13 protein-coding genes and 1 pseudogene are annotated in these 12,962 nt (G+C 54.8%); 10 read left to right on the top strand and 4 right to left on the bottom strand.

The features are described from left to right. Positions 1-8 precede the first annotated feature (8 nt). The 5 genes from C2U54_RS16740 to C2U54_RS16720 are packed head-to-tail and all read left to right on the top strand — an operon-like array spanning position 9 to position 3,791. Complete coding sequence (locus C2U54_RS16740) at positions 9-716, top strand: T6SS immunity protein Tli3 family protein (RefSeq protein WP_103179669.1); 708 nt, start codon at positions 9-11, stop codon at positions 714-716. A 3-nt stretch (positions 717-719) separates the two neighbouring features. After that, complete coding sequence (locus C2U54_RS16735; protein ID WP_103179668.1) at positions 720-1,427, top strand: T6SS immunity protein Tli3 family protein; 708 nt, start codon at positions 720-722, stop codon at positions 1,425-1,427. 3 nt (positions 1,428-1,430) lie between these two features. After that, complete coding sequence (locus C2U54_RS16730; protein ID WP_103179667.1) at positions 1,431-2,138, top strand: T6SS immunity protein Tli3 family protein; 708 nt, start codon at positions 1,431-1,433, stop codon at positions 2,136-2,138. Further along, complete coding sequence (locus C2U54_RS16725; protein WP_371816515.1) at positions 2,125-2,409, top strand: PAAR domain-containing protein; 285 nt, start codon at positions 2,125-2,127, stop codon at positions 2,407-2,409. The genes C2U54_RS16730 and C2U54_RS16725 overlap by 14 nt, the downstream gene beginning before the upstream one ends. Further along, on the top strand, positions 2,409-3,791 hold the full coding sequence (locus C2U54_RS16720) for a hypothetical protein (protein WP_168192018.1): 1,383 nt from the start codon (positions 2,409-2,411) through the stop codon (positions 3,789-3,791). Before C2U54_RS16725 ends, C2U54_RS16720 begins: the two co-directional genes overlap by 1 nt. A gap of 134 nt (positions 3,792-3,925) precedes the next feature. Here C2U54_RS16720 and C2U54_RS16715 read toward each other — a convergent pair whose 3' ends face one another. After that, positions 3,926-4,822 (bottom strand): LysR family transcriptional regulator, encoded by an 897-nt coding sequence (locus tag C2U54_RS16715; RefSeq protein ID WP_103179665.1) that lies wholly within the window; start codon positions 4,820-4,822, stop codon positions 3,926-3,928. A gap of 129 nt (positions 4,823-4,951) precedes the next feature. Here C2U54_RS16715 and C2U54_RS16710 point away from each other — a divergent pair, with 129 nt between their 5' ends. From C2U54_RS16710 to C2U54_RS16695, 4 genes are all read left to right on the top strand, one after another. Beyond that, the gene (locus C2U54_RS16710) at positions 4,952-6,259 is read left to right on the top strand and encodes an MFS transporter (protein WP_103179664.1); all 1,308 of its coding nucleotides are present in this window, start codon (positions 4,952-4,954) and stop codon (positions 6,257-6,259) included. Positions 6,260-6,276: 17 nt separating this feature from the next. After that, a complete protein-coding gene (locus C2U54_RS16705; protein WP_103179663.1) occupies positions 6,277-7,344 on the top strand; it encodes a tartrate dehydrogenase in 1,068 nt (355 codons plus the stop codon). A 3-nt stretch (positions 7,345-7,347) separates the two neighbouring features. Then, on the top strand, positions 7,348-8,610 hold the full coding sequence (locus tag C2U54_RS16700; protein ID WP_103179662.1) for a glycerate kinase type-2 family protein: 1,263 nt from the start codon (positions 7,348-7,350) through the stop codon (positions 8,608-8,610). Positions 8,611-9,001: 391 nt separating this feature from the next. Continuing rightward, positions 9,002-9,448 carry a hypothetical protein gene (locus tag C2U54_RS16695; RefSeq protein WP_103179661.1) on the top strand — a complete coding sequence of 149 codons (447 nt, stop codon included), beginning with the start codon at positions 9,002-9,004 and terminating at the stop codon, positions 9,446-9,448. A 149-nt stretch (positions 9,449-9,597) separates the two neighbouring features. On the opposite strand, the gene C2U54_RS16690 is transcribed toward C2U54_RS16695, so the two are convergent. The 3 genes and pseudogenes from C2U54_RS16690 to tssD form a co-directional block, all read right to left on the bottom strand. Continuing rightward, a complete protein-coding gene (locus C2U54_RS16690; protein ID WP_103179660.1) occupies positions 9,598-9,834 on the bottom strand; it encodes a hypothetical protein in 237 nt (78 codons plus the stop codon). After that, positions 9,834-10,310 carry a DUF2778 domain-containing protein gene (locus C2U54_RS16685; protein WP_103179659.1) on the bottom strand — a complete coding sequence of 159 codons (477 nt, stop codon included), beginning with the start codon at positions 10,308-10,310 and terminating at the stop codon, positions 9,834-9,836. The genes C2U54_RS16690 and C2U54_RS16685 overlap by 1 nt, the downstream gene beginning before the upstream one ends. Then, positions 10,307-10,666, bottom strand: a pseudogene (gene tssD, locus C2U54_RS16680) (type VI secretion system tube protein TssD); the annotation flags it as partial. The gene C2U54_RS16685 and the pseudogene tssD, both read right to left, overlap by 4 nt. Before the next feature lie 189 nt (positions 10,667-10,855). Between tssD and fusA the strand changes: the two are divergent. After that, positions 10,856-12,958: an elongation factor G gene (gene fusA / locus C2U54_RS16675; RefSeq protein ID WP_103179658.1), complete on the top strand. Its 2,103-nt coding sequence runs from the start codon at positions 10,856-10,858 to the stop codon at positions 12,956-12,958. The last annotated feature ends 4 nt before the right edge of the window (positions 12,959-12,962 follow it).

Below are 12,962 nucleotides of genomic sequence, written 5' to 3'. Positions count from 1 at the left end.
GATTGAGCATGAAGGAACTTTGTGTTGTTTTCGCATTCGCCACTATTTTACTGACTGCGAATAGTTTGGCGAAAGAGCCGCCGACGCAGATAGTTTATCGGTTTGATGATCATCGTTATCTTGAGTTAAAAGGGTGGGATTGCCAGGGAGAACTCTGGTATACCGATACAAAGCGGGGTATTCATTCACAACCTTACTTTCAGTTTTATCGAATATTCACCCGCAAATTTATTCATCCTTCGAAACGTTATATTTCTATACCAAACTGGGAGGTAGATGGATTCCTTGTTTCAAAAGATTATGGAGAAACATGGAAGGCTATTGGCTTTTCTCCTAAGCATAATGAACCTAATGGTGATAACAGAGCCCCTGCCGAAGACGCGGTATCTTTTACCGTCGTGAACGATCAGGGTTTTTTACAAACCAAACACCGGCTGTATATGTCGTCCAAGCCTTTTGAAGATCCTCGCATTCTGCCCGGTGGGCCAGGGATTGAATTTACCGTGGACGATGGTATGGGAAATAATGTAAACGGGAAGCTAAAACCTGGCTCCTCAGGCCCTGCGTGGGGACTAGATTACATCACCAAACAGGGTCTGAAAGATGACATAGCCCAGTTTAAGACAAACTATCAGGGCCTACCCGACAAAGTACCTGAAGTTAAAGGCTACACCGGCTGGGATCATATGCGCTGTGACATGGATGCGGGGCGATAATTGATGAAAGGATTATGTACTTTTTTCGCCGTCGTCACCGTTGTGCTGGCTGCTGATTGCGTGGCGAAAGAGCCACCGACGCAGATAGTTTATCGGTTTGATGACCATCGATTTCTGGAGCTTGAAGGCTGGGACTGCGAAGGAGAACTCTGGTATACGGGCACTAAACGAGGTATTCACACAACACCAGCCAGTCAGTTTTATCGAATTTTTACGCGAAAGTTTATCCATCCCTCTGAGAGGTATATAGCAATTACCAACTGGCAAGTGGATGGATTTCTTGTTTCAAAAGATTATGGCAAAACCTGGAGGGCGGTTGGCTTTGCGCCCGGACATAATGAACCTAATGGTGATAACAGAGCGCCCGCAGAAGACGTGGTGTCTTTTACCGTCGTCAACGATCAGGGTTTTCTGCAGACCAAACACCGGCTGTATATGTCTTCAAAACCGTTTGAAGATCCGCGCATTCTGCCGGGGGGCCCAGGGATTGAATATACCGTAGATGACGGTATGGGAGGCATAGTAAACGGAAAGCTGGAAGCCCGTTCTCCTGGGTGGGCCTGGGGGATGATTTACATGACCAGGCAAGGGCTTGAGGGGAGCACGCAACAGCTTAAGACGAACTGGCAAAATTTGCCCGACACAGTCCCCGATGTGAAGGGTTACACCGGCTGGGATCGAATGCGCTGTGATATGGACGCTGGGCGATAAGTGATGAAAGGATTATGTACATCTCTCACAGTTGCCGCTGTTGTATTAACTGCAGATTGCGTGGCGAAAGAGCCACCGACGCAGATAGTTTATCGGTTTGATGACCATCGATTTCTGGAGCTTAAAGGCTGGGACTGCGAAGGAGAACTCTGGTATACGGACACTAAACGAGGTATTCACACAACACCAGCCAGTCAGTTTTATCGAATTTTTACGCGAAAGTTTATCCATCCCTCTGAGAGGTATATAGCAATTACCAACTGGCAAGTGGATGGATTTCTTGTTTCAAAAGATTATGGCAAAACCTGGAAGGCGGTTGGCTTTGCGCCCGGACATAATGAACCGAATGGAGATAACAGAGCGCCCACAGAAGACGTGGTGTCTTTTACCGTCGTCAACGATCAGGGCTTTTTACAGACCAAACATAGGCTGTATATGTCTTCAAAACCGTTTGAAGATCCGCGCATTCTGCCTGGTGGCCCAGGGATTGAATATACCGTGGATGACGGTATGGGAAGCAAAGTAAATGGGAAAATAGAACCCCGTTTCCCAGGGCCAGCCTGGGGGATGGATTACATCACCAAACAAGCACTGAAAGATAATACAGCCCAATTTAAAGCAAACTATCAGGATTTACCCGACAAAGTCCCCGAAGTGAAGGGTTACACCGGCTGGGATCGGATGCGCTGTGATATGGATGCAGGACGATAAGGAGATAGAAATAATGAAAGGTGTCATTCGATTAAACGACCCGCTGGTAAGCGGTGGAAAAGTAACGACCGCTTCCGGTGCGCCCTTTATGGGCAAACCCGTGGCCCTCAGGGCCGATCTGGTGACTTGCCCTTTGCACAGAGGGACATTTCCAATAAATGAATGTCATCCCACCTGGACTATGCGCGGCAGGGGGGTTGTGGTGGATGGTTGTCACGCGGCCTGTGGTTGCGAAATCAAAAGTACCTTGCCTGTCGCGGGGGCTGCGTGATGAAAGAGTGGTGGTTATTCAAGAAACAGCCAGATGCAGATACCGATGTGCCAGTCGCGGTTATTATTGTCCTGTATGTTGTCGCCATAGGAGCGAGCCTGCTGATCAGAGCTTTAACCTGGCCTGAAAAGGAACAGGTTACTGCCATTTTTTTTGTGCCTTCAGTTATTTTACCCTTTTGCCTTGTCTCTGTGATTGTTTATGTAGCGTTCATGTTTCATGACGCCAATATTCACTATTTTGAAACTCGTAAATTCATTGCAAAAGAGCGGGAAATTCATTTAAAAGCTTATGCTCGAAAAAATGTGGCTATTGCAGCATGGTCTGCCATCACTCCGCTGGAGCAACCGGCACTGAACATGTTGAAGCTGGAAGGGGAGTTTCCACTGGCGCCGAAAACACCGGTAAAAATTCTGCTGGAAGCGCTTTTCGACCAGACGCGCAATGAACAGGTATTTTGCCGCCTACTGGCTCCGATGGCCGAAAAGCTGAAGGGATACAATTACCGGGTTTTTGAAACCATTGTCTGGGTTCGCGGAGGGAATGAAAATTGTATAGAAGAGCTGAGGCGCTCGCTGGACCGATTAGGTGTGGTTCATGCCAGTACCTGCAAAATTGAATACAGCACTGAATGTCCCGATTATGCACTTATCAGCAAATGGACCAAACTGTCAGATTACAGGGTTGAAAACCGATTATTGGTTATCGTTGATTTACATGAAGAAGAAAATGAATCAAAGAACATGGAAAATGCTTGTGCATTCCTGCTGACCAACCATTATGTCCGGGAGGAAGGTGAAAAACCGGTTTATCTGTATCAGCCCATGGCCGGTGTGACAGATGTTGAGGCAAAAATGCCGATCTATCTGGAGGCAGGCTCGGTACTTACACCGAAAACGCTCTGGCATACCGGGCTGCCCCGTACTGAGAAATACCCGTTAATGCAGGTTCTGGATGAAAGGGGGCTGGCATCGGAGCGGCTGGATGTAGATGCCTCTTTCGGCGAAAAGAGTGCCGGGTATCGGTGGCTGGCGCTGGCTTTGGCGGCAGATGCGGTGAAATATGCCCAAGGGGAGCAGTTGGTGGCCTGTTCAGAAAAAAACAAATTTTGTATTACTGCACTCTCTTCCCAGAAAACCAGTATCCCGGCAAACCTTGAATGGGGAAGCTGGAGTAATCCACTTATGCCTTCGGTTATGGCTGCATTTTTCTGTGTAATTTCATTCTTTGCATATCAGATTACTTTCTCAGATAAAAATGCCCCGCTATCTCTTTGGGGGCTTATTGCGAGTATCTTTATCCCTTTCGTCGGGTTTATTAGCATAGGCTGCTTAGCGTTAGTTATAAAAACCAATGAAGCATATAGGGACATGGGATATTAGTGTGCAGCTGAATCAAAAGATCTGTTTCCCGAATTCAGACCGTCATCAGGATTTGCCGGGCGGCGCTGCGCTTGCCCGGCCTACGGCTTCTGTACCCTTGTAGGCCGGGTAAGGCGCAGCCGCCACCCGGCGATTCATACATACAGCTCCGGATGCGCTTCAAGCATCGCCAGCATATTATCCCGAATCTCATCCTGCGCCCCGGCCATCCACACCGCCTCCAGCGGCATCCCCATCTGCTCCGCACCGTTCAGCTGCACAAATTTCACGCCCGGCATCAGATAGCGGCTACTCCAGGCGGGCACAATCGCCAGACCAATACCCGCTGCCACCAGGTTGATAATGGTCTGCTTCTCGTCCGCCATCTGTGACACTGTCACTTCTATCCCGGCGTGATGGAAAAGATTCATGGTCAGGTCGTGGCTGTGCGGGCGCGAGCGCCGCTCCGGCAGGATCATCGGCATCCCTTCCAGCTCCGCGATATCGACCTTCTCCCGGTCGGCAAACGGATGGCTGGCGGGCAGGGCGAGAATTCCCGGCTCATTGCATAAAAATGCCCGGCCAAACTGGGCGTCGAGCTGGGCAGGCGGGCGGATAAAGACCAGATCCAGCCTGCCGCTTTTCAGCTTCGGCAGGAGGTGTACGGTCTTATCTTCGAAAAGCTGAATCTCCACATCCGGGTAGTGCTGGCGGAAGAGATGCAGCAGTCCGGGCAGCAAACCGATGGCCGCGCTGTCGATGGTGCCGACGCGCAAAAGCGGCTGCGCCCGGCGTGGATTTTGACGAAATTGCAACATAATCGCGTCGGCATGGGCGAGCAGCTTACGTGCCTCTTCCCGCAGCAAGACGCCATTCTCCGTCAGCGCCACCCGGCGGGTCGAGCGGGTAAACAGCCTCGTGCCAAGTGCCTCTTCTAAAAGACGAATATTTCTTCCCAGGGCGGAGGGCAGCATATCCAGGCGCTGGGCCGCCTGACCGAAATGCAGGGTTTCGGCTACCGCCAGGAAACAGCGCAGGTGTTGTAGTTCCATTCTGGCTCGCTCTCGATTATTGGATTTTTTTGTATAAACCGATGCGCATGATCATGCAAGAAATATCAGCATACTCATCAAGGCAGCCCGACTGCGTACCCTACAAAATAATTATGAGGAACACCTCACATGACCTGCACAATCGAACAACGGGTAATGCGCAAAATCACCTTGCGCATCGTACCCTTCATCATGCTGTTGTACTTCATCGCCTTCCTCGACCGCGTGAACATCGGTTTCGCGGCGCTCACCATGAACGCCGACCTCGGCTTCTCCCCGGCAGTGTTTGGTTTCGGTGCCGGGATCTTCTTTCTCGGCTACTTCCTGTTTGAGGTGCCCTCCAACCTGATCCTCCACAAGGTCGGGGCGCGTATCTGGATTGCCCGGGTGATGATCACCTGGGGGCTGGTCTCCGGCGCCATGGCTTTCGTGCAGGGTACGACCAGCTTCTACACCCTGCGTTTTCTGCTCGGCGTGGCGGAAGCGGGCTTCTTCCCGGGGATCATCCTCTACTTAAGCTACTGGTTCCCGGCGCAAAAGCGCGCCCAGGTGACGGCCATCTTTATGGCGGCAGCACCCATCTCCACCGCCCTCGGCTCGCCGATATCCGCGGCGCTGCTGGAGATGCACGGCATGATGGGCTTCGTCGGCTGGCAGTGGATGTTTGTTCTCGAAGCGGTGCCGGCGGTGATCCTCGGCGTGGTGGTGCTGTTCTGGCTCACCGATCGCCCGGAAAAGGCGAAATGGCTCAGCGAAGAGGAGCGTGGCTGGCTGATTGCCACCCTGCAACGCGAGCAGGCGGCGAAACAGGCCACGGCCCAGCACAGCGTCTGGAAAGGGTTGCTGGATAAACGCGTTCTCGCCCTGTCGCTGGTCTACTTCGGCACCTCCGCCGGACTCTATACCCTGGGCATCTGGTCCCCGCAGATCATCAAAACCCTCGGCGTCTCCTCCATGACCGTTGGCCTGCTGAATGCGATCCCGGCGGTGCTGGCGGTAGCGGCCATGGTGCTCTGGGCGCGTCATTCCGACAGAACCGGCGAACGCTCCTGGCACGTAATTGCCGCCTGCATTGTGGCTGCGGCAGGGCTGTTTATGGCGGGCAGCACGGCAAGCATCGTTGGGGTGATCCTCGCCCTGACCATCGTTAACTGCGGCATCAGCGCCTCCAAGCCACCGCTGTGGAGCATGCCAACCCTGTTTCTTTCCGGTTCGGCGGCGGCGGCGGGGATCGCCACCATCAACTCCCTCGGCAACCTGGGCGGCTTCGTCGGTCCGTTCATGATTGGCCTGATCAAGCAACAGACCGGCAGTTACGCCTGGGGGCTGTGGTTTGTCGCCGGGCTGCTGATCCTCTCTTCACTGGTTGTGCTGTGGCTCTCGGCATCCAGCCGTAAAACGCAGGCCAACGAAACATTAATTCAGTCAAAACATTAATTTAAGGAAAAAAAACTATGAAAGATTACGCCATTGCAGCCATCCCCGCAGACGGTATCGGCCCGGAAGTGATCACCGCAGGGGTTGAGGTCTTACACGCCCTGGCCCAGCGTCAGGGAGATATGCGTTTCTCAGTACATACCTTCGAGTGGGGCTCGGACTACTACAAAGCCCACGGCGTGATGATGCCGGAAGACGGGCTGGAGCAGTTAAAAGCCTTTGATGCCATCTACTTTGGCGCGGTGGGTGCTCCGGACGTGCCGGATCACATCACCCTGTGGGGGCTGCGTCTGCCGATCTGCCAGGGCTTCGATCAGTATGCCAACGTGCGGCCAACTAAAATCCTGCCGGGCATTCAGTCCCCGCTGCGCAAGGCGGTACCCGGCACCCTCGACTGGGTGATCGTGCGTGAAAACTCCGAAGGGGAATATTCCGGCCACGGCGGTCGCGCGCACCGCGGCCTGCCGGAAGAGGTGGGCACCGAGGTGGCGATCTTCACCCGCACCGGGGTGACGCGCATTATGCGCTACGCCTTCCGCCTGGCGCAGTCGCGTCCGCGTAAGCTGTTAACCGTCGTCACCAAGTCCAACGCCCAGCGTCACGGGATGGTGATGTGGGATGAGATCGCCGCCGACGTCGCCCGCGAATTCCCGGACGTCACCTGGGACAAGATGCTGGTGGATGCCATGACCGTGCGCATGACCCTGCACCCGGCGTCGCTGGATACCATCGTGGCGACCAACCTGCACGCCGATATCCTCTCCGACCTGGCCGGGGCGCTGGCGGGCAGTCTGGGGGTCGCGCCGACCGCCAATATCGACCCGGAGCGTCGTTTCCCGTCGATGTTCGAACCGATCCACGGCTCGGCCTTTGATATTACCGGCAAGGGTATCGCCAACCCGGTCGCCAGCTTCTGGACCGCGGCGCAGATGCTGGAACATCTGGGGGAAGGGGAAGCTGCCGCGCGCCTGATGGCGGCGGTGGAGCAGGTCTGCGCCGAAGGGATCATGACCCCGGACGTGGGCGGCACGGCCAACACCCGCGAGGTCACCCAGGCGGTGATCCGCGCCATTGCAGAAGGCTGATCTATGGCACAACACGACGATAGCGCCCTGCGAGGGGCGCTTACTGAGATCTTTATGGCGGCGGTGAAAAGCGCCGACCCCCATGAGGCGCTGATTAACGCCCTGCCGGCGAAACCGCGCGGGCGCTGCATTGTAGTCGGTGCCGGGAAAGCCAGCGCCGCCATGGCCGCCGCGCTGGAGGCCGCCTGGCCGGATGTCGATCTGCAGGGCGTGGTGGTGACCCGTTATGGCCATGCCGCCTCGACGCAAAAAATTCGTATCGTCGAGGCGGCGCACCCGGTCTCCGATGCCATGAGCGAAGTGGCCTCAATGCTGATGATGGAGCAGGTCAAGCACCTCACCGCCGACGACTGCGTGATCGCGCTGATCTCCGGCGGGGGATCGTCCCTGCTGGCCCTCCCGCGCCAGGGCATTACCCTGGCCGATAAGCAGGCGGTAAACAAAGCGCTGTTGAAGAGCGGGGCGACCATCAACGAGATGAACACCGTGCGCAAGCAGCTGTCGGACATCAAAGGCGGACGTCTGGCGCTGGCGGCGCTGCCTGCCAGGGTGATGACGCTTATCATCAGCGACGTACCGGGTGACGATCCCCAGAGCATTGCCTCCGGCCCGACGGTGGCGGACAGCGCCACGCCAGAAGAGGCGCTGGAGATTATCGCCCGCTATGGCCTGAAACTGCCGGAGCCGGTAATGCGGGTGCTACGCACCCCGCGTGCCCCGGTGACGACAGCAGAGATTGACGAGGATATCCGCCTGATCGCCACCCCCTCCGGCGCGCTGGCCGCTGCCGCAGCCGTGGCGCAGAAGATGGGATACACACCGCTGATCCTGGGGGATGCCCTGGAAGGGGAAAGCGCGCAATTAGGTATCGTGATGGCCGGGATTGCGAAATCCGTGAAACAGCACGGCCTGCCGGTAAAAGGCCCGGCGGTGCTGCTGAGCGGTGGAGAGACCACGGTGACGATTGGCGATACGGGATGTGGCCGCGGCGGGCGCAACACCGAGTTCCTGCTGGCGCTGGCTTGCGCCCTGAAGGGCGAGGCGGGGATTTACGCCATCGCCGGGGACAGCGACGGGATTGACGGCACCGAGGATGCGGCGGGAGCGATAGTGACGCCGGATACGCTGGCTCGCACCGCCCTGGATGCTAAGGCGATGCTGCGCGGGCATGACAGCTATAGCTACTTTGCCGCCGCAGGCGATCTGGTGGTGACCGGCCCGACATTAACCAACGTGAATGATATCCGGGTGATAATGATCGCCTGACAGGAGCAGTGCCGGGCGGCGCTGCGCTTGCCCGGCCTACAACGGCACCGGCCCCGTAGGCCGGGTAAGGCGCAGCCACCACCCGGCGTTTTTTCAACAATTTGCGAGGCTGCTTCCGGGAATGCCTCTTGCCGTCTCGTCTGTATCGCAGTATCTTCTTGTTGCGCTTGCAAAATCAGGCGTCGGGATTAGCCTCCTGCAACCTTAGTGACGGCGCAAAGCTTCATTTGCGCCGTGCGACCTGCTACACCTCAATGGTGGGCTGGACGGGGGCGCTGCAAAGCGCGCCGGTGTCACTAAGGCCGGTAAGGCTAACTCCGTTCAGTTCACCACCAGCGAGATTAGCCTCTCCTGTGGTGATGTAAATTAATCACTTAGTGAGGTTGCCAATATGGCTACGACCCTAACCCCAATTCACGCATTAATTACCAGACCCTTCAACCATCTTACCGATTTCATCGAGCTTGCAGATAACTGCGAACGCTACGTTGAAGCGATGGTAGAAGCCGACGATCCCCGAGATAAACTGGCTCTGTGCGGACGGCTGTCTACCAGCCTCTCTCTGCTGATGCCGACGCTTAACGAGCCCATTCCTCCGGAAATGGTGGATGTGTTGACCATTGATACGCTGCCCACTCATCTCCCCGTGTTCGAGCCGGAAACCGATACTCTGTGCCGGTACTGTCAGGAACTCACTCAGTTGACAATGAGTGGCATGCTGACAAGCGAGCAGCAGCGCGTTATCGAAGATTTGCTGTTTGACCTAGTGAGTTATTTTACTTACAGGCTGAAAGCTCCGCGCTGGCTGAGGACAGAGCAGGGCGATGTATTACTTTGAAAACGATAAAATTTACTTCTTAATGCTTAGAGTATCTGGCATGAAAATGAATCTCTGAATTTAATTCGGCCAACATGTATATCGAAGAGTCGTTAGGTTGTGATATTCACGAAACACCCTTACAGTTATTATCTATAAGGGTGTTGATTTTATCTCTTTTTCAGTGATGCAGTTATATAAACGATGATGGCTACGATGAGTAATGATAAAATGCAGAGGGAAAGGAAATAATATTTATCCCATGTATCACCAGGGATGACATCTGTAAAGATTCTCACCAAACTATAGGCTTTCATTTCTGGTATCAGTAAAAATAAGGCCGCTAACACCAGGGTGTATAGCAGCGCTTCCCCAATCCATAATAACACGTAATGCAGTGGCTTCATTAATACACCTGTATAGTACCGAAAGCAGTTAATGAGGACGTTACTTGTATGGTTGGCGTTTTAAGCAAAGCATCGCGTAACAGCATAAAATCTGATAGACGCGGCAAGGTAATACAACCTTCGCTTACGCCTTTATAACCAGCGGGATGCAAGCGAAAGTGTCCTCTTTCTACCTGTCCTGTGAACGTAATATCATCAATCTGTGCGTCATGTCTGTACAAAGCAAACCATACTGACCTGTCCGAACCGGATACGAACGATGCAAAAGCATCACTCAACCCTGTTAGTGCACCACCTGTACCACGTGTAACAATGTAGTATAAACCTGGCGGTAGCGGTCCGATAGAAGGGATTGCAATATCATTAGCATTGTTGCGTGATGTGCCTGTACCAGAATAAGCCGGAAAAAAACCTATTCCGGGGCAGCTCAGATTACTTAGTTGATTCCCATTTAGATGGAAAGTGCATTGGATCATCGTTCATTCCAGCTATCGGAGAAAATGACATTCCCATCACAATATTTCCATGTTATTTTCTCATATCGTAAGGATACTGCTTCCAGATGATTATGCTTTTCAGTTGCTGGATTTTTACAATCGTGCATCATGGGGCAAATTGAAATAACCTTAACGTTCTCAAGTAACATATTGAAGTACTCTTCCTCTTGTCTTGAGTGATTAATTTTATACCATTTCAATTCTACGCTTTTTAGTGTCTGCCTCTGAGCTACAGCCTTGTATATATATGGGCTTGAGGAATCAAATTCTTTCTGAAATGTTAATGGCGCATGTAAGCGCGTTCCGGTGATTTTGCCTGTGCTATTTAAATAAGGTTTTTTTATTCGTTTAAACAAGTTGATTCATGCGGGCTAGCCTGCATCGAACTCCTGGCGTTGAAATGTTCTCAGTACATTCACCGCAGAATCACCCGTCCCCCCTTTGACAGAGCACTACACTGATCTACATACCTGCACGCGCTAACCCAGCGCGCGTTTGTCATGTCCATTAAATAAGGATGCATCATGATCCGGCCTATTCCTCTCGAGCGTTATCGCAACATCGGTATCTCCGCGCATATTGATGCCGGTAAAACCACCGCCACCGAGCGCATCCTCTTCTATACCGGGGTGAGCCATAAGATGGGGGAGGTCCACGATGGTGCGGCGATCACCGACTGGATGGCGCAGGAGCAGGAGCGTGGGATTACCATCACCTCGGCGGCGGTAAGCTGCTTCTGGTCCGGCATGGATCGCAGCTATGAGCCGCACCGGATCAATATCATCGACACCCCCGGCCACGTCGATTTTACCATCGAGGTGGAGCGCTCCATGCGGGTGCTGGACGGGGCGGTAATGGTCTATGACTCGGTAGGCGGGGTACAGCCGCAGTCGGAAACCGTCTGGCGGCAGGCCAATAAGTACCAGGTGCCGCGTATCGCCTTTGTCAACAAAATGGACCGTCCGGGGGCCGATTTTTTCCACGTGGTGCAGATGATGATCGACCGGCTGAAAGCGCACCCGGTACCGATTGTCATCCCCATCGGCGCGGAAGAGCATTTCACCGGGGTGGTGGACCTGATCCACATGCGGGCCATCATCTGGGATGACGCTACCCAGGGGATGACCTTTACCTATGCCCCGGTGCCGGATGATTTACAGGCCACTGCCCGGACCTGGCGGGATAAAATGGTCTCTGCGGCGGCGGAGGCCAGCGACGAGCTGATGGATAAATACCTCGACACCAACGAGCTCGACGAGGCAGAAATTATCCGCGGCTTACGTAAACGGACGGTGGCTGGCGAGATCCAGCCGATGCTCTGCGGCAGCGCCTTTAAAAACAAAGGGGTGCAGCGAATGCTCGATGCGGTGATCGAGCTGATGCCGTCCCCCCTCGACGTGCCCGCTATCGACGGCGTGGATGAAAAAGGCCAGCACGCCGAGCGCCACCCTAATGATGACGAACCCTTCTCGGCGCTGGCGTTCAAGCTGATGTCCGACCCCTACGTCGGTCAGCTAACCTTTATCCGCGTCTACTCCGGGGTGCTGAAAAAGGGCGACGCGGTCTTTAACCCGGTAAAAGGCAAGAAGGAGCGCATCGGGCGTATCGTCCTGATGCACGCCAACGACCGGCATGACGTGGAGGAGCTGCGCACCGGGGATATCGCCGCCTGCGTCGGGTTGAAAGATGTCACTACCGGCGACACCCTGACCGACCCCAACGCGGTGATCACTCTTGAGCGGATGGAGTTCCCGGACCCGGTGATCTCCCTCTCCATCGAGCCAAAAACCAAAGCTGACCAGGAGAAGATGGGCATCGCCCTGCATCGTCTGGCGGCGGAAGATCCCTCCTTCCACCTGCATACCGATGAAGAGTCCGGTCAGACGATCATTTCCGGGATGGGCGAACTACACCTGGAGATCATCGTCGACCGCATGAAGCGGGAGTTTGGCGTCGAGGCCAACATTGGTCGCCCGCAGGTGACCTACCGGGAAACCATTCGCAAAGCGGTGAGCGACGTTGAGGGCAAGTTTGTCCGCCAGTCCGGTGGGAAAGGACAGTATGGCCACGTGGTGCTGAGCCTTGAGCCGCAGGCGCCGGGCAGCGGCTTTACGTTTGTCGATGCCACCAAGGGCGGGGTGGTGCCCCGGGAGTATATTCCGTCGGTTGAGAAAGGGCTGCGGGAAGCGATGAACAGCGGGGTGCTGGCGGGCTATCCGGTGGTGGATATCAAAGCGACCCTGACTTTCGGCTCTTATCACGATGTCGACTCCTCGGAGATGGCCTTCCGCATGGCGGCGATCTTTGGCTTTAAGGACGCAGCGCGCAAGGCCGACCCGGTGATCCTGGAGCCAATGATGCATGTGGAGGTGGAAACCCCGGAAGAGTATGCCGGGAACATTATGGGCGATCTCTCCTCCCGGCGCGGGCTGGTGCAGGGGATGGAGGAGCGGTTCGGCAGCCAGATTATTCGCGCCGACGTGCCGCTGGCGGAGATGTTCGGCTACGCCACCACGCTGCGCTCCATGTCCCAGGGGCGGGCCACCTACAGCATGGAGTTCCACCACTACGCCGAAGCGCCGCGTATCGTGGCCGATGAGATCATCGCCGGGCGGTCGAAAAAGTAGGCCC

It is taken from the genome of Leclercia sp. LSNIH1 (genome assembly GCF_002902985.1).
GTDB lineage: Bacteria > Pseudomonadota > Gammaproteobacteria > Enterobacterales > Enterobacteriaceae > Enterobacter.
The sequence above is the reverse complement of the archived record's forward strand: the minus strand, read 5'-3'. Positions and strand labels throughout refer to the sequence as shown.

Bases quoted from the DNA above. Each gene is read 5' to 3' on its own strand.
- C2U54_RS16700 (WP_103179662.1), top strand. From the start codon at position 7,348: ATGGCACAACACGACGATAGCGCCCTGCGAGGGGCGCTTACTGAGATC.
- fusA (WP_103179658.1), top strand. From the start codon at position 10,856: ATGATCCGGCCTATTCCTCTCGAGCGTTATCGCAACATCGGTATCTCC.
- C2U54_RS16705 (WP_103179663.1), top strand. From the start codon at position 6,277: ATGAAAGATTACGCCATTGCAGCCATCCCCGCAGACGGTATCGGCCCG.
- C2U54_RS16715 (WP_103179665.1), bottom strand. From the start codon at position 4,822: ATGGAACTACAACACCTGCGCTGTTTCCTGGCGGTAGCCGAAACCCTG.
- C2U54_RS16725 (WP_371816515.1), top strand. From the start codon at position 2,125: ATGCAGGACGATAAGGAGATAGAAATAATGAAAGGTGTCATTCGATTA.
- C2U54_RS16690 (WP_103179660.1), bottom strand. From the start codon at position 9,834: ATGAAGCCACTGCATTACGTGTTATTATGGATTGGGGAAGCGCTGCTA.
- C2U54_RS16740 (WP_103179669.1), top strand. From the start codon at position 9: ATGAAGGAACTTTGTGTTGTTTTCGCATTCGCCACTATTTTACTGACT.
- C2U54_RS16685 (WP_103179659.1), bottom strand. From the start codon at position 10,310: ATGATCCAATGCACTTTCCATCTAAATGGGAATCAACTAAGTAATCTG.
- C2U54_RS16695 (WP_103179661.1), top strand. From the start codon at position 9,002: ATGGCTACGACCCTAACCCCAATTCACGCATTAATTACCAGACCCTTC.
- C2U54_RS16710 (WP_103179664.1), top strand. From the start codon at position 4,952: ATGACCTGCACAATCGAACAACGGGTAATGCGCAAAATCACCTTGCGC.
- C2U54_RS16720 (WP_168192018.1), top strand. From the start codon at position 2,409: ATGAAAGAGTGGTGGTTATTCAAGAAACAGCCAGATGCAGATACCGAT.
- C2U54_RS16730 (WP_103179667.1), top strand. From the start codon at position 1,431: ATGAAAGGATTATGTACATCTCTCACAGTTGCCGCTGTTGTATTAACT.
- C2U54_RS16735 (WP_103179668.1), top strand. From the start codon at position 720: ATGAAAGGATTATGTACTTTTTTCGCCGTCGTCACCGTTGTGCTGGCT.